This window comes from Pandoraea cepalis (assembly GCF_902459625.1).
Lineage (GTDB): Bacteria > Pseudomonadota > Gammaproteobacteria > Burkholderiales > Burkholderiaceae > Pandoraea > Pandoraea cepalis.
The window spans coordinates 276,809-302,034 of the sequence record NZ_CABPRY010000002.1 but is presented as its reverse complement, the minus strand read 5'-3'; the positions used below and the strand labels follow the sequence as shown (position 1 = coordinate 302,034).

Below are 25,226 nucleotides of genomic sequence, written 5' to 3'. Positions count from 1 at the left end.
CCGGCCCGCCCCGTATCGTGTCGCTCAGAACAGGTTTGACGTCCCGCAGCGAATGCCTGGGTCCCGATATCCGATGCTTATTTCGTCGGCGTCGGCGGCCAACAGGCCAATTCGTTAGAATGGAGACGCAAGCCAAGGCCCCACCATGACCGAAACGATCATCCGACTTACCGATCTGCGTAGCGACGCGCGTTATGCGACGTATTCCCCGCAAGCGCCCGCGCAAGTGCGCGCTGCCACCGGCCATCTCGAAGATGCGCTGGCGCGGCCACTGCACGACCTGCGAATCTCGGTGACGGATCGTTGCAACTTCCGTTGTGTCTACTGCATGCCGAAGGACGTGTTCGGCAAGGACTATGCATTCCTCCCGCAATCCTCCCTGTTGTCGTTCGAAGAAATCGAGCGGGCCGCGCGCCTGTTCGTCGAACATGGCGTGGAGAAGCTGCGCCTCACGGGGGGCGAGCCGCTGTTGCGCAAACACATCGAGCGTCTGATCGAGATGCTCGCCCGCCTGCGCACACCGTCGGGCAAACCGCTCGACATCACGCTCACAACCAACGGGTCTCTGCTGGCGCGCCGGGCGCAATCGCTCAAGGATGCCGGGCTCACGCGCGTGACGGTCAGCCTGGATAGCCTCGACGATACGATTTTCCGGCAGATGAACGACGTCGACTTTCCGGTCGACACAGTGCTCGAAGGCATTGCGCAAGCCCAACGCGTCGGTCTGGGCCCGGTCAAGGTCAACATGGTCGTCAAACGAGGCACCAACGATGGCGACATCGTGCCCATGGCGCGGCATTTTCACGGCAGCGGCGTGATGTTGCGGTTCATCGAGTACATGGACGTCGGCACGTCGAACGGCTGGCGAATGGACGAAGTGCTGCCGTCGGCCGACGTCATCGCCCGGTTGAACGACGCCTTGCCGCTCGAGGCGCTCGAGCCGAACTATCCCGGCGAGACGGCCCAGCGTTGGCGGTATCGCGACGGCGGCGGCGAAGTCGGTGTCATTTCGTCGGTCACGCGCGCTTTTTGCGGCACTTGTTCGCGCGCACGCCTGTCTACGGAAGGCAAGTTGTATCTATGCCTGTTCGCGAGCGCCGGTTACGACCTGCGCACGCTGCTACGCAACGGCGCGAGCGACGCGCAGATCTCGACCGTCATCGGCGACATCTGGCAGGGTCGCACCGACCGTTACTCCGCCTTGCGCACGGCGGCGACTGGCCTGCCCGAAAACGCCCCTCCGAAAGTGGAGATGTCCTACATCGGCGGTTGAACGGTCCGGGCACGGTGCCCGTCCGCTCGTCCGCATGCTTTCGTAATATCGAACTCTCACTCGACTCATGATTTTTGACGCCCCGGACGCCCATTGCGTCCGAGACTCCCTGAAGATTTCCCGGCGTGTCTCGCCCCCGAGCGCTCGCCTTGCGGCCCGACGTTTCGTCGCCGTCAGCCTGAGCGCTCTGACAGTGTTGTTGGCCGCCCTCGCGCCCGCGATGGCGCGCGCCGATTGCGACCCCGCCGGCCGCGACTTCGCAAATCGTGTGATGACCTACACCGGCCAGCTCGGCGAGCGCAATCCGTTGCGGCTCGTGCTGCGTCCGTCGTTCGGCGGCAAGCTCGAGGGCCGTTATGCCAATGCGTCGTCGCTGGGCGACACGTACCTCACGGGCAAGCTGGAGAACAAGTCGCGCCTGCATCTGACCGAGTTCGACGCGGGCGGCATGCCGCGAGCGACCTTCGACGGCGATTTCGCCGCCAACGACGAGGCTGACCGCCAACGCGGTGTGTCGTCCAGTTGCGAGGTCATTTCCGGTCAATGGAAGGATCTTCGCAATGGGCGCTCGGTGCCGTTCGAGCTGGCGCTCGCCAGCGTTCAGAACGGTAAGCTCGATCACCTCTACGGCGTTGCCGGCGTGGACGACGACGAAACGGTCAATCGTGCTGCCACGCAGTTCCGCAAGGGGGTTCTCGACGACCGGCGCGACGTGGTTGCTCAATCGATTCGCTATCCATTGCGCGTGTCGTTGCGCGGCAAGACGATGATGCTTCGGAACCCGAAATCGCTGCTCGCGCGCTACAACGAGATATTCACCGACGGTTACGTGCGCACCATCGGCGCGGCCGTGCCCCGCCTGATGTTCGCCCGCGATCAGGGCGTGATGCTGGGCAACGGCGCCGTCTGGTTCGATGCGTCCGGGCGCGTCATCGCGCTCAATCGGTCCTGACCGGTCCGCCGCCCGCCCATCGCCCTGGCATTCTGCCCCCCATGACTACCGCGCCGATCCCTCGTAGCGCTATAACCGGCCTGGTCCTCGCAGGGGGGCGAGGCCAACGCATGGGCGGACGCGACAAAGGCTTGCAACGATTCGCCAGCCGAACGCTGGTCGAGCACGTCCTCGAACGAATGCGGCCACAGGTCGCGACGTTGCTGATTAGCGCCAATCGACATCACGATGCCTATGCGGCGTTCGGCGCGCAAGTGGTGAGCGACGAGACGCCAGACTTTGCCGGCCCTCTCGCCGGCATGCTGGCCGGTCTGCGGGCAACGCGCTCGGACTACCTCCTCACCGCACCGTGCGACTCGCCCTACCTCCCCGAGGATCTTGGCGAACGGCTGGCGGCCGCGTTGAGCGCCGCTCGCGCCGACGCCGCCGCACCGCCTCTGGCGGCCTATGCCGTCACGGCACAGGGGCCGCATCCGGTCTTCGCCCTCTTGCATCGCACGCTCGCCGACGATCTTGCCGTCACGCTCGCGGCCGGGGAACATCGCGTCAGGGCGTGGCTGGCACGCCACAAGGCCGTACAAGTTCACTTCGGCGACGAGCGTCCGTTTTACAATGTCAACACGCTGGACGACCTCCAACCCGATACCTCCGATAGGCCCGATACGTCCGACACGCCGCGCGCGCCCTGATATTGCGGACACCGACGCGGCCCGATCTGTCGCCACCGCATTGACGGGATGCATGCCGGGGACTTGCCGGATGACGACGCCACACCATGACTACACTTGACGAAGCCCTGGCCGGCTTGCCGGACTACGACCCCAACCATATGACGGTCGAATCGGCGCGCGCCATCATTGCGCGCACCGCGCGTCCGGTGTCCGCCATCGAGCAGGTCGCCGTGCGCAGCGCGCTGGGCCGTGTGCTGGGTCGCGACGTCACGTCGCCGCTCGACGTTCCCGCTTTCGAGAATGCCGCCATGGACGGCTATGCCTTCGCCGGCAGCGTGCTGGCCGCCGGGGGCGACGTACGCCTGCGCGTGGCCGGCCGCTCGTTCGCCGGCCATCCGTTCGACGGCGTGGCAGCGCCCGGCGAATGCGTGCGCATCATGACCGGCGCCTTGCTGCCCGCCGGCTGCGACACCGTCATCCCCCAGGAACAGGTGCGGCGCGAAGGCGATACCGACATCGTCACCTTTGCGGCCAACGCTGTCACGCCCGGGCGCCACGTGCGTCACGTTGGCGAGGATCTGGCTGCCGGCCACACGGCGCTGCATGCGGGCAAGCGGATTCGCCCGGCCGCGCTCGGCCTGCTCGCCTCACTGGGGATTGGCGAAGTGCCGGTGCGCCGCCGCATTCGCGTCGCGTTCTTCTCGACGGGCGACGAACTCCGCTCGGTGGGCGAGCCACTCGCGCCGGGCAATCTCTACGACAGTAACCGCTACACGCTGTTCGGCATGCTGCAACGTCTGGGTGCCGAGGTGCTCGACCTGGGCGTCGTGCGCGACGACCCGCAAGCGATCGAGGACACCCTGCGCACCGCTTGCCGCGACGCCGACGCCGTCATCACGTCGGGGGGGGTCTCCGTTGGCGAGGCCGATTTCACCCGCGAGATGATGACGCGCCTGGGCAATGTCGTCTTCTGGAAGATGGCGATGCGCCCGGGCCGACCGTTCGCCTTCGGCGAACTCGAGACCGACGGCCATCGCGCGCTGCTCTTCGGCTTGCCGGGCAACCCGGCCGCTGTGATGGCGTCGTTCTACCACCTGGTTCGAGACGGCCTGTTCGCGCTGATGGGCGCCGAACCGCAAGTCACGCCCAACCTGCCGGTGCCGACGACAACGGCCATTGCCAAGCGTCCCGGCCGGACCGAATTCCTGCGCGGCGTGCTCGCCGCTGACGCGCAAGGCTGCTGGCGGGTGACGGTGGCCGATGCCCAAAGCGCCGGCATTCTGCGCACGATGAGCGAAGCGAACTGCTTCGTCACGCTAGGCACCGCTCGCGGCGATGTCGCGGCGGGCGAATTGGTCGACGTCATCGCGTTCGACGGGTTGGTTTAGCGCGAGCCTCTCGAATTCCCCTAAAGCGAAGCAGCGAAATTGCGATATATTGCCGGCGTCGGCGCTTCGACGATGTCGGCACCCAACCGAAAGCACACGTCAATGACAACAAAAAAGCAAATCACGTATATCAGTCCGGGCCAGACGGCCAAAGCGCTGGTGCTGGTCTATCTCACTTTCAGTATCCCGATGGTGCTCCTCGCGTTCCTCGCAGCGTTTTACCGCTACGGTGAACTGCCGGGTCTCGCATTCATTTCCGCGCTGGTCCTGAACGCCATCGTCGGTTTCGTGCTGCTCTGGATCGCCTGTCACGCCTACAACTGGGTGGCAGAGCGCTTCGGCGGCATCGAAGTTGCCCTGGGCGACATCCCCGAAGAAGAGCGCTGACCGCCACACCGGCGACGATTTGATCCTGGCGCGTCGAATGCATCGGGGGCATCCAAGGCACATGCCCCCGGCGCCGCGCGCCGTCAACCGTACCGCTTCTGATTTCCCTGCCCCATGTCCCTGACCCTATGTACCGCCAAGGCCGACGACGTCGGCGCGATTTACGGCCTGATGCGAGAGCTGGCCGTGTATGAAAAGTTGCTGGATATTTTCGAAGCAACGCCGCAGAGCGTGCACGAGGCGCTGTTCGGGCCGGCGCCGGCAGCCGAGTGCCTGATGGCGAAGTGGGATGGCGAGGCGGTCGGCTACGCGCTGTACTTCCACAACTTCTCGACCTTCCTCGGACGGCGCGGTCTGTACCTTGAAGACGTCTACGTACAGCCGTCGATGCGCGGCAAGGGCGTAGGACAGGCGCTCATGCGTCAATTGGCCGGCATCGCCGTCGAACGAGGTTGCGGACGCTTCGAGTGGACGGTGCTCGACTGGAATCAGCCGGCGATCGACTTCTATACCTCGCAAGGCGCGACGGTGCTGCCCGACTGGCGCGTGGTGCGCATGACGGGCGAGGCACTCGAGCGGTTCGCCAATCGCGGCGAATCTCCCGCGTCCCGAGCGTTCTGAGCACGCCACGGGTTGGGACATTCGGGAACGCTGCGAACGTCATCCAAGTCGGGACTGTCAGGCGCGTCGTGAACGTCCCGCGTCCGCAGGCGCCTGCGCGCGACTCCCCCCCGGGCGCTCACGCCTCGTCGTCGGCCTCCATCTCCACACCGAGCAGTTCGACCGCCTGTTCACCGGGCAAGGCTTCCACGGACTTGAGCTGACGCGCCATTGCGCGCGTTCGCACCTCGGCCCTGTCGATCGAACGGGTCACCGTCTCCAGTTGGGCCTTGGTCTTCGCAAGCACATCACCGAACTTGGTGAACTCCGTTTTCACCGCGCCGAGCACCTGCCAGACCTCACTGGAACGGCGTTCGATCGCGAGCGTGCGGAAGCCCATCTGCAGGCTGTTGAGCAGCGCGGTCAACGTTGTCGGGCCCGCCACGGTCACGCGATAGTCGCGCTGCAACAGATCCGAGAGTCCCGGACGCCGCAGCACTTCGGCGTAAAGCCCTTCCGTCGGCAGGAACAACAGCGCGAAGTCGGTCGTGTGGGGCGGCGCGAGATATTTGTCCGCGATGGATTTCGCTTCCAAGCGGATGCGCGTCTCCAATGCCTTCGATGCCTCTTCCACCGCCGCCAAATCGGCACGCTCCTGCGCGTCGAGCAGGCGCTCGTAATCCTCGCGCGGGAATTTGGCGTCGATCGGCAGCCAGACCGGCGTGTTGCTGTCGCCGTTCTGTCCCGGCAGCGCAATCGCGAACTCTACCCGCTCAGCACTTCCCGGCTTGGTCGCAACGTTCTTGGCGAACTGGTCGGGCGTCAGCAGTTGCTCCAGCAACGCCTGCAATTGCACTTCCCCCCAGATGCCTCGCGTCTTCACATTGGTCAGCACGCGCTTGAGATCGCCCACGCCGGCGGCGAGCGTCTGCATCTCGCCCAGGCCGCGATGCACCTGCTCCAGCCGGTCCGAGACCAGCTTGAACGACTCGCCGAGTCGCTGCTCCAGCGTGGCATGGAGCTTCTCATCGACCGTGCGGCGCATTTCTTCGAGCTTCGCCGCGTTGTTGACCTCGATGTCCTTGAGCTTCTGTTCGAGTGTGGCGCGCACTTCGGCCAGGCGCCGCTCGTTGCCCTCGGCCAATTGTGTGAGTTGTTCATGCTGCGCCTCACCGAAGCGGCGCAACGTCGACGACTGCTCTTCGCGCATCTGCTGTCCGTTGAGCACCAGGCTCTGACGCACCGCATCGAGCTGGGCAGCATTCGTCTCGGTGAGCTTCGCCAACTGTTGGGCAAACGCGTCGATCTGGTTGTTCTGCACTGTGGCCACGCTCGTCATCTGCGCGGCCAGCGTCTGCTGGAACTGTGCCATCTGCGCGCTTTGCTCGCCGCGTGCGGCACGCGCCGTTTCCGCGAACTCCTGGCGCAGGCCACGTTCGCTGCGATCGGCGGCCTGAAGCAAATCATCCCGGACATGGGCCAGCGCGTCGACAAGCGTCTCGCGCAACGTCGAATCGCCGCCGCGCTGCCAGACCTTCACCGCAATCGCGATCATCAACAACAAGTTCAGCGCTGCCAGCGCCACCCACCCCATCTCTACCATCGCGTTGCGACTCCCGTTGATGCCCTTCGATCCTGCTGCCGATGCCAGCCCATACCTGCCGATGCCTGCATGGTGCCGCTACGACTGGCGCGCCGCCGGGTTCAGCAGGCACGGCGGCTTGCCCGCCGCCGCCCCGAATCCCAACGCCGCAATCAGATTGTCGGCCGCCAGACTGGCCATGCCGCGACGCGTCGCCACCGAGGCACTCGCGATATGCGGCGTCAGCACGACATTCGGCACCTTGAGCAAATCGGGATGCACCTTCGGCTCGCCCTCGAAGACGTCGAGGCCCGCGGCGGCAATCTGCCGGCCCGCAAGGGCGGCCGCGAGCGCCGCGTCATCGACAATGCCCCCGCGCGCCAGATTAACCAGCGTTGCCGTCGACTTCATGACGGCCAGCTCGGCGGCGCCGATCGTATGATGCGTTGCGCCCGAATATGGCAGCACAAGGATCACGTGATCCGCCGTGCGCAACAGCGTGTCCTTGTCGACGAAGCTCGCCTTGCAGGCGGCTTCCGTTGCGGCATCGAGACGCGACCGGTTGTGATACACGACACGCATGTTGAAGCCCATCGCGCGGCGCGCAATCGCCTGCCCGATACGGCCCATGCCGATGATGCCCAGCGTGCTGCCGTGCACGTCGGCGCCGAGAAACATATCGTAGGCCCACTTATCCCAATGCCCTTCGCGCAACCACCGCTCGGACTCGGTCACGCGACGGGCCGTCGCCATCAACAGCGCCCAGCCGAAGTCGGCCGTCGTCTCGTTGAGCACGTCGGGAGTGTTCGTCGCCATGACGCCGGCGGCGGTCATCGCCTCGATATCGAAGTTGTTGTAGCCCACGGCCATATTGGCCACCACACGCAGATGCGGCGCACCGGCGAGCACCGATGCGTCGATGCGCTCGCTCGCCGTGGTGATCGCGCCGGCCTTGTCGGCCAGACGTGCGCGCAATTCGTCGCTCGAATACACGGTATCGGCGTCGTTGCGCTCGACCTCGAAATACTGCGCCAGACGCTCGATCACGTCGGGAAAAATAGCGCGGGCTACCAGGATCTTCGGTTTCACCAGTTATCTCGCAAAGGTTGAGCGCGTCACACAAGCGCGGCTCAGAAGAATATCAGGGTCGTCACTACGAACAGCGGCAGCAATATCGCACCCGACCACAGCATATAGCCAAAGAAGCTCGGCATGCGAATGCCGCGTTGCTCCGCGATGGCTTTCACCATGAAGTTCGGCGCGTTACCGATGTATGTGTTCGCGCCCATGAATACCGCACCGGCCGAAATCGCCGCGAGCGTTGCCGCACCGGTGGTCATCAGCGTTGCGGCATCGCCGCCAGCGGTATTGAAGAACACGAGATACGTCGGCGCATTGTCGAGGAACGACGAGAGCAGGCCCGTCGCCCAGAAGTACATGACGTTGTCCGGCGCACCGCCCGGCCCCGTGACAAGACGAATGACCCAGCCAAGCGCGCCGGCTTCTCCCGCGCGCAGAATGGCGACCACCGGGATGATGGTCAGGAAGATGCCGGCGAACAGCTTGGCGACCTCCTTCATCGGCTCCCAATTGAAGTCGTTACCCTCGCGCGCCGTGCGCGGCGTGATCGCCAGCGACATCAACGTCACCACGATCAGCCCGACGTCACGCGCGAGGTTCTGCAAGGCGACCGGCGTACCGAAGATGTCGAACTCGACGCCCGGCTTCCAGATCCCGCTCATCAGCACGAGCCCCACAGCAGCGGCAAGCAGCACGAAGTTGCGCTTGCCTTCGAGTCGCAGCGGCGCGGAATACGGCGTCGGGTCCATTGCCTCGATCCGAGGCTCGCTCTTCTGCCGGAAGTAGTAGCTATCGATCAGGAAGAACAGCACCAGCAGCATCGCGCAGATGAACAGCGTCTCAGGCCAGATGTGCGCGGTCGTCCAGAAGAAGTCGACCCCTTGCAGGAAGCCAAGGAACAGCGGCGGATCGCCCAGCGGCGTCAGCGAGCCTCCGGCGTTCGCCACAAGGAAGATGAAAAACACGACGACGTGCACGTTGTGTTTGCGGTTGTCGTTCGCGCGGATGAGCGGGCGGATCAGCAGCATCGCCGCGCCCGTCGTGCCCATGATGCTGGCCAGCACGGTACCCAGCGTCAGCAGTCCGGTGTTGAGCCACGGCCCGCCGCGCAGGTTGCCATGCACGCAGATGCCGCCAGCGGCGGTGAACAGCGCCGTAAGCAGAACGACAAACGGAATGTACTCCGCGACAACGGCATGCACTGCGCCATACCAGGCCGCCCCCACGCCGAACACCAATGCGAATGGCACCAGGAATGCCGCGCCCCAGAACGCCGCGATCTTGCCGAAATGGTGATGCCAGAAAGCCGGCGCCAGCAGCGGCCCAATGGCGATCGAGAGCAGCAGTCCGGCAAACGGCACGCCCCACCAGGCGACGAGTTGTGCGCCGTCCGGCCCGGCAGCAAACGCCGCGGGGCTTGCCAATGTCAGCCCCGCCGCCCCCAATGCGCTCCATATCCCCTTGTGCATTGTTCTTGGTTCCTATTGATTGATAGTCGACGACGTACGAGTCGCCCGCGAAGCAGGAGTGCCCGAAGTGGCGCAACCTTGGGAAATATCTCAAACCAAGGTCCCACACAGCCCGGCGGATCAAATACCGAAGCGGGCGGGTGATTCTCGAAAGCCTTCCCCCCATCGCGTATCGGCATTCGCGCTGGTGCAACGAGTCATTTGGTGTTGGCCCGCGGTCGCAGGCCGATGGGACGGCGTCGTGCCTTAGGCACCGTCGACGATGATGAGGTGCACTCGGTAGGGACCGTGGGCGCCCAGCACCAGCGTCTGTTCGATGTCGGCTGTACGCGACGGGCCCGCGATGAAGTTCGTGGCGCGAGAGAGTTGACCGCGCTCACTACGCATGAGCGCGAAGCCGTCCTCATGGCCGGCAACGATGCGCGACGCGGGCACGACCGCGATATGCGTTTCGGGCAACAGGGTGGCCGACGCAAATGTCTCGGGGCCCGACATCATCATCAGCGCGCCGGTTTCCGCGATGGCGCAGAAGCAACCAGTGATGCCGACCAGATCGTCGCCCTGCGGCTTGCGGAATTCCACGCGACACCCGGCACCCGCCCAATCGAGTTCGCGCAAGGTCGGCCACGCCACCGCCTCGACGGTGAGGCCGTTGGCCTGCAGGTACGTCGCGGCCGCGGGCGGCACGTCGCTCATGCCCGGCACGCGCGCGATCGTGGTCGAGAGCGCCTGCGCCTTGTCGATGAACGTGGCGATGAGATCGTCCGACATGGCCGGACGCGGTCCCTGCGGATGCCGTGCCAGGTAGTCCTCTGCCGCCGCCTGCTCGTTCGCGCGCGCAGCATCGGGACGATGCTGAGCATTGCGGATGCGGGCAAAGATGCGATTGCGGGCGTCGGAGGTATCCATGGGCTGTCCTGTGAAGCCGACGTGCCGGTGTGCGGCCAACGTCGTCGCTTATCGTCTCTCGAAAGGCCACCGTTGCAAGTTCGGCGGGCGATGCGCAATTATAACGGCTGCCCTTGCCGGCGCGACGCACGTTCGCGCACTATCGGAATGCTCTGGCGCGGCGCTCGGACCAGGCGGCAGGCATCGAACGTCACGCGCCGGCCGCTGACGCCGGCGCGATCTCGAATACCTGACGCAGATACGCCAGATAAGCATCGTCGTTGCACATATTCTTGCCCGGTGAATCCGAGAGCTTCGCCACCGGCTGGCCATTGCAGCGCACCATCTTGATGACGATCTGCAACGGTTGATAGCCCAGATCGTTGGTGAGGTTCGTCCCCACGCCGAAGGCGAGCTTGCAGCGGTCGCGGAACCGCTCGAAAAGCTGAAGGACCTTCGGAATATCGAGGCCGTCCGAGAAGATCATGGTTTTCGTATGCGCGTCGACGCGATTCTCTGCGTAGTGCGCCAGCAGGCGCTCACCCCAGACGAACGGATCGCCGGAATCATGACGCGCACCGTCGAACAGCTTGCAGAAATACATATCGAAGTCACGCAGGAAGGCGGACATGCCGTAGACATCGGACAGCGCGATGCCGAGGTCGCCGCGATACTCCTTCGCCCACGTCTCGAAGCCGAAGATCTGCGAGTCGCGCAGACGCGGCCCGAGCGCCTGACATGCCTGAAGGTATTCGTGGGCCATCGTGCCGAGTGGCGTGAGCCGGAGCTTGAGCGCGTAGTACACGTTGCTCGTGCCCGCGAACTGTTCGCCCAGTTCGTCGCGCAGCGTGAGAATCACTTCCTCATGCCACTCCTTCGAGAAGCGGCGTCGCGTGCCGTAATCGGCGATCTTGCAGTCGCGATAATCGACGCGGCCCGCGAGCATGCCGATCTTGTCCTTGAGCCGCTGACGGCCTTCGTCGTAGGCCGGCTTGCGCTGTGTGTTGCGGAAATACACTTCGTTGACGATGGCGAGCACCGGGATCTCGAAGAGGATCGTATGCAGCCACGGCCCGCGAATCGTGATGTCGATCTCGCCGTTGCCCTTTGGCGAGGGCTGCACCGTGATGTACTTCTCGTTCAGATGGAACAGGTCGAGAAAGTCGATGAAATCGCTCTTGATGAAGCGCATCGCACCTAGGTAACGGAGTTCGGACTCGGTAAAGCGCAGCCCGCACAGCAGGCGGATCTCGTCGCGAATCTCGTCGACATACGGCGTGAGGTCCACACCTTCGGTGCGACACTTGAAGCGGTATTCGACTTGCGCTGCGGGAAAATGATGCAGCACCACTTGCATCATCGTGAACTTGTAGAGATCGGTATCGAGCAGCGACGTGATGATCATGACGACAGACTTCGCAAGGAACACGCAACAGAAAGCAGCGCACGCCGCCGATCGGCAAGACAGCCACGAGGCGGCGCACGGGAAGAGCAGTCATCGTACCGCAAAGCGGCGTCACGCATGACATGCGCGCGGGGTGCGGGGTGACGCCGCAGCGTGCGCGCGAAGCGCTTCGGCTCTCGCACCTGCCGTCCCCGGCTGCGTTACAATAACGGCTTTAACGGCCGTTCGAAGCCGTTTCGCGCCCTACTCTGGAGTTGTTGGCATGACGCACGTTGTCACCGAAAGCTGCATCAAATGTAAATACACCGATTGCGTGGACGTCTGCCCCGTGGACTGCTTCCGCGAAGGTCCGAACTTCCTGTCCATCGATCCGGACGAGTGCATCGATTGCGCCGTCTGTGTGGCCGAGTGCCCGGTGAACGCCATTTATGCCGAAGAGGACGTGCCGGGCGACCAGCAAGCCTTCATCGCCTTGAACGTGGAACTGTCCCCGAACTGGCCGAGCATCACGAAGACCAAGCCGTCCCTGCCCGACGCGGATCAGTGGAAGGACGTCACCGACAAGCTTCATTTGCTCGAGCGCTAAGCCTCGGGCGACTTGGGCGGACGTCGCGCGCCAGGCGCAGAAAAATGCGCACCCGGTGTTGACAGTGTGCAAACGCCGCCCCTATAATCTCTTTCTCTTTTGATCCCCGATAGCTCAGTTGGTAGAGCGCCGGACTGTTAATCCGTAGGTCCCTGGTTCGAGCCCAGGTCGGGGAGCCAAGCATTTCAAAGCGATGGCCTCGCGCACGCGAGGCTTTTGTTTTAGTCGACGCGCCGTGACAGCGGTGTGCGGCACCCAAGTTTGATCCTCGATAGCTCAGTTGGTAGAGCGCCGGACTGTTAATCCGTAGGTCCCTGGTTCGAGCCCAGGTCGAGGAGCCAGAACACAGAAAGCCTCGCCGATCGGCGAGGCTTTTTTGTTTTCGGCGACAGGCCGCAGCATCGGTCGAACGTGCCCCCCCCTCCCGCCGAGCGCGCAAACAAAAACGGGGCGCCGTCTCCGGCACCCCGCTCTCCGACTTCCTGAACAACGCGCTTACTCGCTTGCGGGCGCCCCCATCGCGACCGAGCGATTCGCCGAGGCCTGCACCTCGTTGCTGTTCACGCTTTCAATCCAGCGTCGGCGCATCGGCGCGAGCACGAACTTCGCGCCCACGGCCGCGGCGATACTGATGATCGCCGCGGCGATAAACACACGATCCCAGTGACCGCCGACGGCGAGCACCGATGCCAGCGGCACCAGCAACGATGCCGTGCCCTTGGCCGTGTACAGCGTGCCTGCGTTGGACGCCGCATTCTTGCTACCGAACGTGTCCGCACACAGCGCCGGGAAGATCGAGAAGATCTCGCCCCAGCACAGGAAGGTCATCGCGGCGAAGAACACGAACATGTACGGGTTCTGACCGAAGTGCATCAAACCCAGCATGGCCAACCCTTCCCCCAGGAAGATGATGAACATGGCATTCTCACGTCCGATCTTGTCAGAGACGAAGCCGCACAACGGGCGCGTAAAGCCGTTGCACAGATTGTCGATCGACAGCGTCATCGTGAGCAGCGGCAGCGTCGCGCCGAAGAGGGTCATCGGCATCGAAGCAATGCCGAAATCCTTCGCGATCGGGCCGATCTGTGCCGTCGCCATCAGACCGCCAGCGGCCACAGCAACGAAGCAAACGTAGATCACCCAGAACACCGGCGTACGAATCATCTGACCCGAGCTGTAGTCCACCTTCGTCGACAGAACGCGGCGCGACACGGTCACCCCCTTCGGCGCGCGCGGCTTCACGAGCAACAGCGCGAGGATGAAGATCGCCACGCCCTGCACGATGCCGAAGTTGAAGAACGCTGCCTCGTAACCCGACCCGCGGATCATATTGGCAATCGGAATCACGGTGATCGCGGCACCGGCGCCGAACCCGGCGGCGGTCAGGCCGGCGGCCAGACCGCGCTTGTCCGGGAACCACTTCAGTGCGTTACCCACGCAGGTGCCATACACGCACCCAGCGCCAATACCCGCGATTACGGCCGCCGTGTACAGCACGGCGAGCGATTCGGCGTACGAGTACATGATCCACGAAAGGCCGACGCAAATCGCGCCGCCCGCCACCACCGGCCGAGGCCCGAAGCGATCAACCAGCCAGCCTTCGATCGGCACGAGCCAGGTTTCCACCACGATGAAGATCGAGAACGCCACCTGAATGGCCGCGACGCCCCAGTGATGCTTCGCCTGCATCGGCTCGACGAACAACGTCCACGAATATTGCAGATTGGCCACCAGGCCCATACAGATGATGCCGATCACCAGTTGTGACCAGCGCCCTCCCAGAAAAGAGGTCTTCTCCTCCGGTTGTCCATTTGCTTGCATGACTTGCCTCCTGTTCCTGTCAGACGATTGACGCCGGCCCGCGCTTCGTTGTGCGGTACCCGCCGTCATCGCGTGCCGTCTCGCGCCCCAACGTGGGGGAATCGCGCATACGACACGCCTCCTGGCGCTACATGCGGCTCATGCGTGGCCGCTTGATCACGGAACGCTGCCTGGCGGCGCGCTCGCAGGGCTTGAGCCCCGGCTGACTGACTTTCGGAAGCGCCAAAGGACGCTTCCGGCCCCCACTTCGGCGCGGCGACGCAGGCTTTAGGCCCGCGCCGGCAAGTTGCCGGCTGCCGAAGGGTGACGGGTGAATCAATTCGAGTGGGAAACGGCCTGCGTTGTCAGCGGGTCGCGATGGATTCCCATGAGTCACATCGCAGGCCACGTCCCATCACTCAGGCGAGCGCGCCTCGCAGACGCGTGATCGCCGGATCGCCTGCCCACAACGGGCGGCAGGGAGATGAGGAAGACCGTAGCGCTGAACCACCAACTCAGACGCCAACGGCGGATACGACAGGGCAGCCGGTGCGGATAAACCGTCGCATGAAAGCTGCCCGAAAGGAAATGCGTGCTTACCCAACGAATGTCTCCAGAAAATACGGCGTCAATTCAGCCCTTGCCCGAAGGAATTCTCGAGTCTTATCAGGACCATTTTGGCGCCCTTCATCTGATATACAAGATTCAATATATCGAATTAAGTATTTTTATGGTTCCAAAAGTAGTCCATGGCCGGGGCACTGTCAACCCGAGAGCGCCCGCATTCCGGTTGCCGTCGCCCCCCATTCGGACGCCTGGACGGCGTCGGGGTAAGCGCCCGATAACCGGCAAACGTACGGAAATCGGGGCCTTGCAGGACATTGCGCGCCGGAACGAGGCGTGACACCCCCTCGGGCGGTATCGCATCGCCGGGTGCAGGCTCAGGGAAAACGATGATGTTTTAAGGGGGGCCGCCAACCCTCGGCGCGGCGACTCGCCGGCGAGAAAAATGGCGTTAGACCGGCTCGACGTCGCCTGAGTGGTTGCGAATGAAGGTGAGATGTTCGCGCAACGAACGCTGCGCAACGGTGGCATCGCGCGACGCCACGGCGGTGAAGATGCGGCGGTGCTGTTCGATCAGCTCGGCCAGATCCGCACCATGGCCGACGATGGCGCGGTAGTTGTCGACCACCGAGCCGCGCAGCAGCTCGAAGATCGCATGCATCAGGTGCACCAGTACAAGGTTGTGCGTGGCTTCCGCCAGCGCCAGATGGAAATGCGCATCGAGTTCGGGCACGCGGGTAAGCAGCGTCTGCCCCTTGGCATCACCCTCGCCATCCAGACCATCGCGCCCTGCGGCATAGGCCGCTTCGAGCGCTTCAAGCGCTTGTGCGAGTCGTGCGATGTCCTCGGGCGTTGCGCGGGCGGCCGCCAGCTCTACCGCCTTGGCTTCGAGCACTTCGCGCATTTCCAGCACGTCGTCGACGGTCTTGCTGTGTCGCGACATCAATTGAGACAACGGTTCGGCGAGCAGCGGCTGGCTGGCGTTGGCGACCAGATACCCGCCACCGGCACGGCCGACGATCAGGCCACGCGACTCCAGCCGCAGCAGCGCTTCGCGAAGGGACGGGCGCGACACGCCCATCTGCTGGGCCAGATCGCGCTCGGACGGCAGCGCCGAGCCCGGGGCGAGCCGGCCTTCGACGACCATCGTCTCCAGTTGCTCGTACACCATGTCGGACAGACGCAGACGCGGCGGCGGCGTGACCGGCGCAAAACTCGCGGCGGTACCGGAAGCTTCGCTGGCAGGGTAGGAAGACATAGGCAAGGACGACTGGTTGGACGACATGTCGGCTTCGGTTCTCGACGGAAAAATCACAGACACGACGATACAGGATGACGCTTCGTTCAGGGCAGGCGCACGGCCGAATGACCGGCACCGCTCAGGAATGCCCCTTGAAACAAGGGTTAACCCTGTAGTCGAAATCGGATCATTCCCTTTACGATAGCATCATTCAATAACTGGTCGACCAGTCTACCAGTAGACCAGCAATCTGCGAAACGCCACCACACGTTAACGATTGTCCGAGAGCCCGCCTGATGACATCGAATGCGTTGCCCCCGTCTCCCTCTGCGCCGCTGAGTCCGCAGCGCCCGCTCCCGTCGTTGCCGGCTTCGCCGCCGGTTCCCATGCGCGTCGACGACGAGCCCGTCTTCGAGACGATTGACGACGCCACACGCGCCGCCCGGCTCGCGGCACTGCGTGCCGCCGTGCCCGACGCCCAGTGGCTGACCGACCGCGAACAGATCACGCCGTACGAATGCGATGGCTTGGCTGCCTACCGCAAGCTCCCGCTTGCCGTGGTACTACCTGCCGACGAGGATCAGGTTTGCCGCATCTTGCGGGCCTGCCACGCGCACAACGTGCCCGTCGTGCCGCGCGGCGCCGGCACGGGGCTTTCCGGCGGCGCCATGCCGATTACCGACGGCATCGTGCTCTCGCTCGCCCGATTCAAACGCATTCTCGAAGTCGATCCTTACGCGCGCACCGCCACCGTGCAGCCCGGCGTGCGCAACCTCGCCGTCTCCGAAGCGGCCGCGCCTTATGGGCTTTACTACGCACCGGATCCGTCGTCGCAGATCGCCTGCACGATCGGTGGCAATGTTTCGGAGAACTCCGGGGGGGTGCATTGCCTGAAGTACGGCCTGACGGTGCATAACGTCCTGCGTGTGCGCGCCGTGACGATGGACGGCGAAATCGTGGAATTCGGCTCTTACGCCCTCGACGCCCCGGGACTCGACCTGCTGTCCGTGTTCATCGGAAGCGAAGGGATGTTCTGCGTGGTCACGGAAATTACCGTGAAGCTCGTGCCGAAGCCGCAGGTGCAGCAAGTCATCATGGCCAGCTTCGATGATGTCGAGGCGGGCGGTAACGCCGTCGCCGCCATCATCGCGGCGGGCATCATCCCGGCGGGCCTGGAGATGATGGACAAGCCGGCCACCCAGGCCGTGGAGGCGTTCGTTCACGCAGGCTACGATCTGGACGCCGCCGCCATTCTGCTGTGCGAGTCGGACGGCACGCCGGAAGAAGTCGCGGAGGAAATCGCAAGGGTCTCGGCGGTGCTGCGGGCGTCGGGCGCTACGCGCATCCAGGTGTCCACATCGGAAGCCGAACGTCTGCGCTTCTGGTCCGGACGCAAGAACGCCTTCCCCGCCGCCGGACGCCTCTCGCCGGACTATTACTGCATGGACGGCACGATCCCGCGCCGGACCATCGGCACGCTGCTCAAGCGCATCGAAGCGATGGAAGCGCAATACGGCCTGCGCTGCATCAACGTCTTTCACGCCGGCGACGGCAACATGCACCCGCTGATTCTGTTCAACGGCAACGATCTCGACGAGTGGCACCGCGCCGAAGCATTCGGCAGCGACATTCTCGAAGCCTGTGTGGCGCTGGGGGGCACGGTGACCGGTGAGCATGGCGTCGGGATCGAGAAGATCAACGCGATGTGCGTGCAATTTTCGCCGGAAGAGCGCGATGCCTTCTTTGGCGTGAAGCGTGCCTTCGACCCCGCCGGTCTGCTCAACGCCGACAAGGGCATTCCCACGCGTGCGCGCTGCGCCGAGTACGGCAAGATGCACGTGCGCGGCGGCCTGTTGCCCCATCCCGAATTGCCGAGGTTCTGATGTCGTCAGCCCCTTCCATCGCGTTGCCCGACTTGGATACGCATGCAGCGGCACAAGTGCTCGCCGCGGTACGCGAGCGCGTGCTCGCGGCCACCGCCAGCGGCACACCGCTTGACATCCAGGGTGGCAGCACCAAGCACTGGTACGGCCAGACGCCCACGGGCGAGCCGCTCGACATGCGGACATATCGCGGCATCGTTTCGTACGATCCGGCCGAACTCGTGATCACCGCCCGAGCGGGCACGCCACTGACCGAGATCGAATCGGCGCTGGCCGCGCGCGGGCAGATCCTGCCGTTCGAGCCGCCGCATTTCGGGCCAGGGGCAACGCTCGGTGGCTGCATTGCGGCCGGCCTTGCCGGCCCTCGCCGGCCGCACGTCGGCGCACCGCGCGACTTTGTCCTCGGCGCCGTCGTCATGAACGGTCAGGGTCAAGTGCTGCATTTCGGCGGGCAGGTCATGAAGAACGTCGCGGGTTACGACATCTCCCGGGTGCTCGCCGGCGCGCTCGGCACGCTTGGCGTCTTGCTCGAACTCTCGATTAAAGTATTGCCCTGCCCGGTGGCCGAGGCCACGCTGCAGTTCGAACTGCCGCAGGCACAAGCCATCGAGCAACTCAACCGCTGGGCCGCTCAGCCGCTGCCCCTGATGGGTTCGGCGTGGCACGACGGCGTGCTGCGCGTGCGCCTTGGCGGTGCCGCAGCCGCCATCGCCGCAGCGCGCGCCGCGATGGGCGGCGAACCTGTCGAGGCCCTCGAAGCACATGCGTTCTGGCAGACTCTGCGCGAGCAGACGCACCGGTTCTTCGCGAGCGCGCCGGTCACGGGAGACGGCCAACCGCTTTGGCGCCTGTCGGTGCCCTCGACCACGCCGCCCCTCGCTCACGGCGACGAGCACCTGATCGAATGGGGGGGCGCGCAACGCTGGTGGATCACACCGCGCGCCGCCGCCGATGTGCGCGCGATTGCCGCAGCGGTGGGCGGGCATGCTACGCTGTTTCGCCACGGCGACAAGTCGGCTGGCGTATTTACCCCGCCATCGGCCGCGCTGCACGCTATCGGCAAGCGTTTGCAGCACACGTTCGACCCGAGCCGCATCTTCAACCGCCATCGGCTGTACCGCTAAAGACGACGATGCAAACGAACCTCGCAGACTTTCTCCGTCAAACGCCAGACGGCGACGAAGCCGAAGCCATTCTCCGCAAATGCGTGCATTGCGGCTTTTGCACCGCCACGTGCCCGACCTACCAATTACTGGGGGACGAACTCGACGGCCCGCGCGGGCGCATTTATCTTATCAAGCAGATGGTCGAGGGCCAGCCCGTGACGCGTGAAACGCAGCGCCATCTGGATCGGTGCCTGACTTGCCGCAGCTGTGAGTCGACGTGCCCGTCGGGGGTGCAATACGGCCGACTCGTGGACATCGGCCGCCGTCATGTCGACGCCAAGGTCTGTCGCCCCGCCAGCGAGCGCGCGCTGCGCTGGACGCTCGCCCGCGTGCTGCCCAATCGAACGCTCTTCTCACCCGCCCTTCGCCTGGGTCAGCAGTTCCGGTCGCTGCTGCCGCGCTCGCTGCGCGAGAAGGTGCCGCATCGTCAGCGTTCGGGCAGTTGGCCGCAGGGCACGCACACCCGTCGCATGCTGATGCTCGAAGGCTGCGTGCAGCCCGCCATGCTGCCGAACGTCAACAAGGCCACCGCCCGCGTGCTCGACGCACTCGAGATCGAAACGGTGCGTCCGGCGGCGGCCGGTTGCTGCGGCGCGATCCGCCTGCATCTGAACTATCAGGACGACGGCCTGGACGATGCGCGACGCAACATCGACGCCTGGTGGCCCGAGATCGAAGCGGGCGTGCAAGCCATCGTGATCAACGCGTCGGGCTGTGGCGCGACGGTCAAGGAGTACGGCCATCTGCTGCGTCACGATCCGCAGTACGCAGGCAAGGCGCAACGGGTCTCGGAGCTCGCGCGAGATTTGTCGGAAGTACTGCTCGATAACCTGGAAGCCCTGCAGCAACGGGTGCCGAGCCGCAAAACCGGCAAGATTGCCTACCATCCACCCTGCACGCTGCAACACGGCCAGCAACTCAAGGGCGTGGTGGAGAAGGTGCTCGCCGGGGTTGGCGTGAGCGTCATGCTGCCGCAGGACAGCCATATCTGCTGCGGCTCCGCGGGCACCTATTCGGTCACGCAGCCAACGTTGTCGCATCAACTGCGCGACGCGAAGTGGAAGGCTCTCGACGCCCTCGAGCCCGAACTGGTCGTCTCCGCGAACGTCGGCTGCATCTGTCATTTGCAAGCGACCGCCAAGGGCGAGCACGCGCGCGATCACGCGCCGGTTCAACACTGGATCGAACTGCTCGACCGGATGATTGCGTCGGCCTGAGCGCCGGCGCGACCATCCCGATTCACCTCCGCGGCAACGATTGATTGTCCCCATGCAAGGGACAATCAATCCCCAATATGCCCGTTTATTTAAACGATGGCGCTCCCTAAAATCGAAGCCAAGTCAGTCATCGCATTGATGGCTGAGCCGCCCCTTACTTCGATTCCTTTGCCGGAGCCTGTCATGATCGACAACAAAACCGCCCCCTACGCCGCACTGTTGCTGCGCGTATCGCTGGGTATCCTCTTCCTCGCCCATCTGTCGCTCAAGGTGTTCGTGTTTACCGTGCCCGGATTCGTCGGCTTCATGGGCTCGCTGGGCCTGCCGCCGTTCGTCGCTTATGTCACGATGGCGCTGGAACTGATCGGCGGCCTGATGCTGATCACGGGCTTTTATGCGCGCTGGGCAGCGCTGCCGCTGGCGGCGTTGATGCTCGGCACCATCGTATCGGTGCACGGCCACAACGGCTGGATGTTCACCAACAAGGGCGGCGGCTGGGAATTCCCCGCGTTCTGGCTGGTGGCGCTGCTGGTCCTGGCCCTGCTCGGCGATGGCGCCTGCTCCGTACGCCGCACGCGCACTGCGTGATTGCCTTGTCGGGTTCTCGTTAGCGTTCTTTTGCCGGAGTCATTGCCATGTCTGCCCTTCCTACCCTCTTCGTCTCCCACGGCTCGCCGTTGCTCGCGGTCGATCCGGGCCGCACCGGCCCCCTGTTGACGGCGTTGGGGCGTGCGGTGCCGCGTCCGCGGGAGATCCTCGTGATTTCGCCGCATTGGTCGACGCCGGCTCCGCGCGTGGGCAGTCTGGCGCGGCAACGCACGATCCACGATTTCGGCGGCTTCCCGCGCGAGCTGTACACGCTGGAGTACCCCGCCTCAGGCGCACCAGCGCTCGCCGAACGCACGGTGCAAATTCTGCGCGACGCGGGTCTGCCCGCGACCACCGACGACCAGTGGGGCCTCGATCACGGCGCCTGGGTGCCGCTGCGCTACCTCTACCCGGACGCGGATGTCCCGGTCACCCAGTTGTCGCTGCAACGGCATGAAGGTCCCGAGTGGCAATATCGGCTCGGGCAGCATCTGGCACCGCTCGCACGGGACGGCACGCTCATTCTCGCGTCGGGCAGCTTCACACACAACCTGCATGAAGTGTTCCGCGCCCCGTCGGAGGACCGTGCCGAAGCGCCCTACCTGGCCGAATTCGTCGCCTGGTTCACCGAGCATCTCGCGACGATGGACCTCGATGCCCTGTTCGACTATCGCGCCCGCGCACCGTACGCCGAGCGCGCTCATCCGACCGACGAGCATCTGCTGCCGCTCTACATTGCCCTGGGCGCAGCCGACAATGCCGCCCGTCAGACGCACTTCGACACCGGCGCCACCTACGGCGCGCTGCGCATGGACGCGTTCGCGTTCGGCAACGCCGCCCCATCGCTCGCCCAAGTGAGCGCACTGGCACAATAACGACATCGGCACCGGGAGTGTCGCGACAGGCCTGGCCGTCGCGGCATCGTCGGCGCCGTCGCCTGTCCGGCCACCGGCCTGATCGCGCATCGCGGTGCGCATTCCTGAGGAGCCCCATCCCGGCATGAACAAACTTCGCGAGATCGAGAGCTTCATTGCCGTGGTCGAGTCGGGCAGCTTCGTGAAGGCCGCCGCAACGTTGGGCATCTCCAAGACGGCCATCTCGCGTTACGTGGCCGATCTCGAGGCGCGTCTGGGCACGCGTTTGCTCCAACGCACCACGCGACGCCTGTCGCTCACCGAGCCAGGCCAGCGTTACGTCGAGCGCTGCCGTCAGATCCTCACCGAACTCGACGAGGCCGATGCCATGGCGGGCGAGCAGGACGGTCTGCCGGCCGGGCCGCTGCGCATCAACGCCCCGCACACCTTCGGTGTGCTGCATCTCGCGCCGCTCTGGCCCACGTTTCTCTCGCGACATTCGCAAGTCTCACTCGACATCACGCTGAGCGATCGTCTCGTCGATATCGTTGACGAAGGCTACGATCTGGCCATTCGGATCACGCGCCTGCCCGATTCGTCGCTGGTGCATCGGCGGCTCGCCGGCACCCGGCTGGTGCTGTGCGCCTCGCCCGGCTACCTCGCGCAGCATGGCACGCCATCGCATCCCAGCGAACTTGCCCATCATGAAACAGTCGGCTACAGCTACTTCTCGCATCGGCGCGAATGGCGCTTCGACGGCCCAGACGGCCCGGTTTCCGTGCGTACGCGCGCGCGGCTGATTGCCGACAACGGCGATACCTGCCTGGCCGCCGCGGTTGCCGGGGCGGGCATCATTCTGCAACCGGCGTTTCTCGTGCAAGACGCCTTGCGCGACGGCCGGCTCGTCGAATTCCTGCCCGAATACACGCAGGGCGAGATGGGTGTCTACGTCGTCTATCCTTCGCGCAAGTACCTGAGCGCCAAGGTCCGCGCCCTCATCGACTTTCTCGTCGACGCCTTTGCCATGCCCGGCTGGCGGGCTATCGACCGCCGTTGAGTCGCGCAGTGTTGCCGACATCCACCGCGAAAGCCCCCTGAATCCCACGCAATTGACAGACAACACACCGGAACGTCACGGCAATTGATTTCCGCAGGCGAATGTCACTTATACTGACGGGCCTGATGTCCCATTTCATATATTTTGGAAAACTTTTTACTGATCGTCGCCGCGATCCTGCTGGTGTTGCTCAACGGCTTCTTCGTGGCGGCGGAATTTGGCCTCGTCAAACTGCGCCAGACGCGCGTTCATGTCATCGCCCGCCAACGCGGTTGGCGCGGCCGTATCCTGGCCAAGGTTCACAGCCAGCTCGACACCTACCTTTCCGCGTGCCAGCTCGGCATCACCCTCGCCTCGCTCGGTCTGGGCTGGATCGGTGAGCCCGCGTTTGCGCGCATTCTCACGCCGCTATTCGCCGCGTTGGGAGTCAACTCGGCGGAGCTGATTCATGCGCTCGCCTTCTTCATCGCATTCTTCACGATTTCGTACCTGCACATTGTCGTGGGCGAACTCGCGCCGAAGTCGATGGCCCTGCGCATGCCGGAAATCGTCTCCGTCTGGACAGCCGCCCCGCTCTACGGCTTTTACTGGCTGATGTATCCGGCGATCTGGATTCTCAACCACAGCGCCAACCGCCTGCTGCGTTGGACAGGTCTCGATCCGTCGCACGGCACCGATGCCCATTACTCGGCCGACGAAATCAAGCTGATCATGCGCCGGGGGGCTTCGAGCGAGAAACTGTCGCGCGACGACTGGAATGTGGTCGCCTACGCCATCGACTTCAGCGATCTGACCGTCTCAGATCTCATGCATCCGATGAGCGAAGTGGCCAGCTTCCGGCGCAATGCAACGTTCGCGCAGAACATGGATACGGCCTATCGTCACCGCTACAGCCGCTACCCGTTCTTCGACAACGATGGCGAAACCGTGCTCGGCGTGGTGCACCTGAAAGATCTGTTCCTCGCAGAGCATCATGGTGAGTCGATCGAGGATCTGGGCAGTATGGCGCGGCCCGTGGAGCGCGTGAAACCCGACATGCCGGCGCGTGAGCTGTTCCGCCGATTTCGCCGGGGCGCACCTCACTTCGCGATCGTGGGATGGCCGGACCAAAAGCCCATCGGCTTCCTGACGCTCGACAACCTGCTCTCGGCACTTGTCGGCAAGATCCGCGACGAATTCCGCCAGACGGAAGACGACTGGACCCACATGGAGGATGGCACGCTCATCGGCCGCGGCAGCTTACCCATCCTGACGCTGGAACGCTCGCTGGGCATCGAGATCCCGAGCGAGCACGCAGAATCGGTGGGAGGCCTGATCATGGACGTGCTGGGCTACCTGCCGCACGAGGGGCAGAAGGTCGACTTCGAAGGCTTTTCCGTTGTCGTGAAGAAGATGCAGGGACCGCGTATCGTGCTGGTACGCATCTATCCCGACGGTGTACGAGAAGCCCGCGGCGAACCGCCCCACGCGGTCAGCCGGCAACGCGACGATTGATGCGTAAGCGCGTCGGGAAGCGCGCCCGCATCGGCGCTCGGCGAGCGGGTCCGGCGCCGCGGGTGCAAGCGCCGGGTGGATCGCATTGCACCTAACGCTTAGCCGCGCGCGAATGCCTTGCGATTGAGTTCGAGCTGCGTGATGAGCTTTTGCAGACGCGACTCGGCGGTACGCGAGAGAGCGATAAAGCGGCAGCCGATGTGATACTCGACGTCCTTCGCCAACGGCACCGTGCGAATGGCACAGACTTCCAGGTCTACCTGGACGGTGCCGTAGTCGCGCAATTCGATCTCGACGTGCATGAGCATCGAGCCCTTCGGAATTTCGGCCGCCGCGTCGGCCTTCGTGCGCAAGCCAACGCCACCGAGCGACAGGTCGAACACCGACAGGCGCATCGGCGTGTCGTCGGGGAATTTGACCGTGCACGGGTATGGATCAAGGATCGGCGTTTTCACGCGAAAGTAATCGCGGCGCTGCAAACGCACGAGCGTTTCCGGATACGAGGCGTAGAAGGCGGGATACCCTTCGAACTCGCGCTCCTCGACATCGCCAATGGGGAAATGCACCTGAATGCCTTCGGGCACGCCCACGAACAGCGCGCGCTTGTTGGCAAGCAGCGCCCGGTTCTCCGTCTCCACACCGCCCCAGTCGAAATAAAAGCCACGCACTTGCGGCTCGACCTTGAGCAGGCGCGTGACGAGCTGCCGCTGCCCGTTCGCGAAGTACACCGTCATGAAATCGCCACGGGTCGCCAGATGGCGCAGCACGCCGCCAATTTCCAGCGGATTGCTGATGCGATACGAATCATGCAGTTGCGTTTCGTTGTCCGTGGGCGCCGGTGTCACCTGCGGTTCTGTCATTTCCATACCTGATCTTCTAATTGTCCCCGTGACGGACCACGCCGGGCGGCGCAAGCCGTACGTAATAAAGTCTCGGCAACACGTGACGCCTCACGACGTCACTGTGCGAATGCGTGTCTGTCGGCGCTGATGCACCGTCTCATGAATCTGGTCAAAAACGTTAACGGTCACTGGCCCGGAATATTGAGGGCTCCGGCCCACAAACTTGCGGCGCCCCGTGTC

The 25,226-nt window shown here is 64.3% G+C and carries 22 protein-coding genes and 2 tRNA genes; 16 read left to right on the top strand and 8 right to left on the bottom strand.

What is annotated here, in order from left to right; translation table 11 throughout:
• Positions 1–145 precede the first annotated feature (145 nt).
• The 6 genes from moaA (at position 146) to PCE31107_RS06230 (ending at position 5,292) form a co-directional block, all read left to right on the top strand.
• Entirely contained in the window at positions 146–1,273 is a 1,128-nt protein-coding gene (moaA, locus tag PCE31107_RS06255) for a GTP 3',8-cyclase MoaA (protein ID WP_150607228.1), read from the top strand.
• A gap of 193 nt (positions 1,274–1,466) precedes the next feature.
• Positions 1,467–2,225: a hypothetical protein gene (locus tag PCE31107_RS06250; RefSeq protein ID WP_150607226.1), complete on the top strand. Its 759-nt coding sequence runs from the start codon at positions 1,467–1,469 to the stop codon at positions 2,223–2,225.
• A gap of 41 nt (positions 2,226–2,266) precedes the next feature.
• Entirely contained in the window at positions 2,267–2,914 is a 648-nt protein-coding gene (gene mobA, locus PCE31107_RS06245; RefSeq protein WP_150607224.1) for a molybdenum cofactor guanylyltransferase MobA, read from the top strand.
• A gap of 86 nt (positions 2,915–3,000) precedes the next feature.
• Positions 3,001–4,284 carry a molybdopterin molybdotransferase MoeA gene (gene moeA / locus PCE31107_RS06240; RefSeq protein WP_150607222.1) on the top strand — a complete coding sequence of 428 codons (1,284 nt, stop codon included), beginning with the start codon at positions 3,001–3,003 and terminating at the stop codon, positions 4,282–4,284.
• 102 nt (positions 4,285–4,386) lie between these two features.
• Positions 4,387–4,671, top strand: a complete 285-nt coding sequence (locus PCE31107_RS06235; protein ID WP_150607221.1) for a hypothetical protein — start codon at positions 4,387–4,389, stop codon at positions 4,669–4,671.
• 114 nt (positions 4,672–4,785) lie between these two features.
• Positions 4,786–5,292, top strand: a complete 507-nt coding sequence (locus tag PCE31107_RS06230; protein ID WP_150607220.1) for a GNAT family N-acetyltransferase — start codon at positions 4,786–4,788, stop codon at positions 5,290–5,292.
• Positions 5,293–5,410: 118 nt separating this feature from the next.
• Here the strand turns inward: PCE31107_RS06230 and PCE31107_RS06225 are convergent, their stop codons facing one another.
• The 5 genes from PCE31107_RS06225 to pncB all read right to left on the bottom strand — a co-directional run bounded on the left by PCE31107_RS06225 (position 5,411) and on the right by pncB (position 11,695).
• Entirely contained in the window at positions 5,411–6,865 is a 1,455-nt protein-coding gene (locus PCE31107_RS06225; RefSeq protein WP_150607622.1) for a DNA recombination protein RmuC, read from the bottom strand.
• An 87-nt stretch (positions 6,866–6,952) separates the two neighbouring features.
• Positions 6,953–7,945: a 2-hydroxyacid dehydrogenase gene (locus tag PCE31107_RS06220; RefSeq protein ID WP_150607218.1), complete on the bottom strand. Its 993-nt coding sequence runs from the start codon at positions 7,943–7,945 to the stop codon at positions 6,953–6,955.
• 38 nt (positions 7,946–7,983) lie between these two features.
• Complete coding sequence (locus PCE31107_RS06215) at positions 7,984–9,402, bottom strand: sodium:proton antiporter (RefSeq protein ID WP_150607216.1); 1,419 nt, start codon at positions 9,400–9,402, stop codon at positions 7,984–7,986.
• A gap of 246 nt (positions 9,403–9,648) precedes the next feature.
• Positions 9,649–10,311, bottom strand: a complete 663-nt coding sequence (locus PCE31107_RS06210) for a LutC/YkgG family protein (protein WP_150607214.1) — start codon at positions 10,309–10,311, stop codon at positions 9,649–9,651.
• A 190-nt stretch (positions 10,312–10,501) separates the two neighbouring features.
• The gene (gene pncB / locus PCE31107_RS06205) at positions 10,502–11,695 is read right to left on the bottom strand and encodes a nicotinate phosphoribosyltransferase (RefSeq protein ID WP_150607212.1); all 1,194 of its coding nucleotides are present in this window, start codon (positions 11,693–11,695) and stop codon (positions 10,502–10,504) included.
• 262 nt (positions 11,696–11,957) lie between these two features.
• Here pncB and fdxA point away from each other — a divergent pair, with 262 nt between their 5' ends.
• From fdxA to PCE31107_RS06190, 3 genes are all read left to right on the top strand, one after another.
• Positions 11,958–12,281, top strand: coding sequence for a ferredoxin FdxA (gene fdxA, locus PCE31107_RS06200; protein ID WP_130026966.1), 324 nt, complete (start codon positions 11,958–11,960; stop codon positions 12,279–12,281).
• A 103-nt stretch (positions 12,282–12,384) separates the two neighbouring features.
• Positions 12,385–12,460: transfer RNA gene (locus PCE31107_RS06195), tRNA-Asn, on the top strand.
• A gap of 86 nt (positions 12,461–12,546) precedes the next feature.
• A tRNA-Asn gene (locus PCE31107_RS06190) sits at positions 12,547–12,622 on the top strand.
• Between the two features lie 154 nt (positions 12,623–12,776).
• Here the strand turns inward: PCE31107_RS06190 and oxlT are convergent.
• Complete coding sequence (oxlT, locus tag PCE31107_RS06185) at positions 12,777–14,102, bottom strand: oxalate/formate MFS antiporter (RefSeq protein WP_130026967.1); 1,326 nt, start codon at positions 14,100–14,102, stop codon at positions 12,777–12,779.
• Between the two features lie 994 nt (positions 14,103–15,096).
• Positions 15,097–15,903 (bottom strand): FadR/GntR family transcriptional regulator, encoded by an 807-nt coding sequence (locus PCE31107_RS06180; protein WP_165385359.1) that lies wholly within the window; start codon positions 15,901–15,903, stop codon positions 15,097–15,099.
• A 368-nt stretch (positions 15,904–16,271) separates the two neighbouring features.
• On the opposite strand from PCE31107_RS06180, the gene PCE31107_RS06175 reads away from it, so the two are divergent.
• From PCE31107_RS06175 to PCE31107_RS06145, 7 genes are all read left to right on the top strand, one after another.
• Positions 16,272–17,768, top strand: coding sequence for an FAD-linked oxidase C-terminal domain-containing protein (locus PCE31107_RS06175; protein ID WP_150607210.1), 1,497 nt, complete (start codon positions 16,272–16,274; stop codon positions 17,766–17,768).
• On the top strand, positions 17,768–18,892 hold the full coding sequence (glcE, locus tag PCE31107_RS06170) for a glycolate oxidase subunit GlcE (protein ID WP_150607208.1): 1,125 nt from the start codon (positions 17,768–17,770) through the stop codon (positions 18,890–18,892). Before PCE31107_RS06175 ends, glcE begins: the two co-directional genes overlap by 1 nt.
• Positions 18,893–18,900: 8 nt before the next feature.
• A complete protein-coding gene (gene glcF / locus PCE31107_RS06165; RefSeq protein ID WP_150607206.1) occupies positions 18,901–20,151 on the top strand; it encodes a glycolate oxidase subunit GlcF in 1,251 nt (416 codons plus the stop codon).
• Between the two features lie 183 nt (positions 20,152–20,334).
• Positions 20,335–20,739, top strand: coding sequence for a DoxX family protein (locus PCE31107_RS06160; protein WP_150607204.1), 405 nt, complete (start codon positions 20,335–20,337; stop codon positions 20,737–20,739).
• Positions 20,740–20,786: 47 nt separating this feature from the next.
• Positions 20,787–21,614, top strand: a complete 828-nt coding sequence (locus tag PCE31107_RS06155) for a dioxygenase family protein (protein WP_130026971.1) — start codon at positions 20,787–20,789, stop codon at positions 21,612–21,614.
• Positions 21,615–21,738: 124 nt separating this feature from the next.
• On the top strand, positions 21,739–22,650 hold the full coding sequence (locus PCE31107_RS06150) for a LysR family transcriptional regulator (RefSeq protein WP_130026972.1): 912 nt from the start codon (positions 21,739–21,741) through the stop codon (positions 22,648–22,650).
• A gap of 144 nt (positions 22,651–22,794) precedes the next feature.
• Complete coding sequence (locus PCE31107_RS06145; RefSeq protein ID WP_150607202.1) at positions 22,795–24,144, top strand: hemolysin family protein; 1,350 nt, start codon at positions 22,795–22,797, stop codon at positions 24,142–24,144.
• Between the two features lie 98 nt (positions 24,145–24,242).
• On the opposite strand, the gene PCE31107_RS06140 is transcribed toward PCE31107_RS06145, so the two are convergent.
• Positions 24,243–25,010 carry a flagellar brake protein gene (locus PCE31107_RS06140; protein ID WP_150607200.1) on the bottom strand — a complete coding sequence of 256 codons (768 nt, stop codon included), beginning with the start codon at positions 25,008–25,010 and terminating at the stop codon, positions 24,243–24,245.
• Positions 25,011–25,226 lie beyond the last annotated feature (216 nt).

What these genes read in the sequence shown, in the direction of transcription:
- fdxA (WP_130026966.1), top strand. Translation starts at nt 11,958, where the DNA reads ATGACGCACGTTGTCACCGAAAGCTGCATCAAATGTAAATACACCGAT.
- moaA (WP_150607228.1), top strand. Translation starts at nt 146, where the DNA reads ATGACCGAAACGATCATCCGACTTACCGATCTGCGTAGCGACGCGCGT.
- pncB (WP_150607212.1), bottom strand. Translation starts at nt 11,695, where the DNA reads ATGATCATCACGTCGCTGCTCGATACCGATCTCTACAAGTTCACGATG.
- PCE31107_RS06215 (WP_150607216.1), bottom strand. Translation starts at nt 9,402, where the DNA reads ATGCACAAGGGGATATGGAGCGCATTGGGGGCGGCGGGGCTGACATTG.
- moeA (WP_150607222.1), top strand. Translation starts at nt 3,001, where the DNA reads ATGACTACACTTGACGAAGCCCTGGCCGGCTTGCCGGACTACGACCCC.
- PCE31107_RS06235 (WP_150607221.1), top strand. Translation starts at nt 4,387, where the DNA reads ATGACAACAAAAAAGCAAATCACGTATATCAGTCCGGGCCAGACGGCC.
- PCE31107_RS06150 (WP_130026972.1), top strand. Translation starts at nt 21,739, where the DNA reads ATGAACAAACTTCGCGAGATCGAGAGCTTCATTGCCGTGGTCGAGTCG.
- glcE (WP_150607208.1), top strand. Translation starts at nt 17,768, where the DNA reads ATGTCGTCAGCCCCTTCCATCGCGTTGCCCGACTTGGATACGCATGCA.
- glcF (WP_150607206.1), top strand. Translation starts at nt 18,901, where the DNA reads ATGCAAACGAACCTCGCAGACTTTCTCCGTCAAACGCCAGACGGCGAC.
- oxlT (WP_130026967.1), bottom strand. Translation starts at nt 14,102, where the DNA reads ATGCAAGCAAATGGACAACCGGAGGAGAAGACCTCTTTTCTGGGAGGG.
- PCE31107_RS06155 (WP_130026971.1), top strand. Translation starts at nt 20,787, where the DNA reads ATGTCTGCCCTTCCTACCCTCTTCGTCTCCCACGGCTCGCCGTTGCTC.
- PCE31107_RS06160 (WP_150607204.1), top strand. Translation starts at nt 20,335, where the DNA reads ATGATCGACAACAAAACCGCCCCCTACGCCGCACTGTTGCTGCGCGTA.
- PCE31107_RS06230 (WP_150607220.1), top strand. Translation starts at nt 4,786, where the DNA reads ATGTCCCTGACCCTATGTACCGCCAAGGCCGACGACGTCGGCGCGATT.
- PCE31107_RS06180 (WP_165385359.1), bottom strand. Translation starts at nt 15,903, where the DNA reads ATGTCTTCCTACCCTGCCAGCGAAGCTTCCGGTACCGCCGCGAGTTTT.
- PCE31107_RS06210 (WP_150607214.1), bottom strand. Translation starts at nt 10,311, where the DNA reads ATGGATACCTCCGACGCCCGCAATCGCATCTTTGCCCGCATCCGCAAT.
- PCE31107_RS06140 (WP_150607200.1), bottom strand. Translation starts at nt 25,010, where the DNA reads ATGGAAATGACAGAACCGCAGGTGACACCGGCGCCCACGGACAACGAA.
- PCE31107_RS06175 (WP_150607210.1), top strand. Translation starts at nt 16,272, where the DNA reads ATGCGCGTCGACGACGAGCCCGTCTTCGAGACGATTGACGACGCCACA.
- PCE31107_RS06225 (WP_150607622.1), bottom strand. Translation starts at nt 6,865, where the DNA reads ATGGGGTGGGTGGCGCTGGCAGCGCTGAACTTGTTGTTGATGATCGCG.
- mobA (WP_150607224.1), top strand. Translation starts at nt 2,267, where the DNA reads ATGACTACCGCGCCGATCCCTCGTAGCGCTATAACCGGCCTGGTCCTC.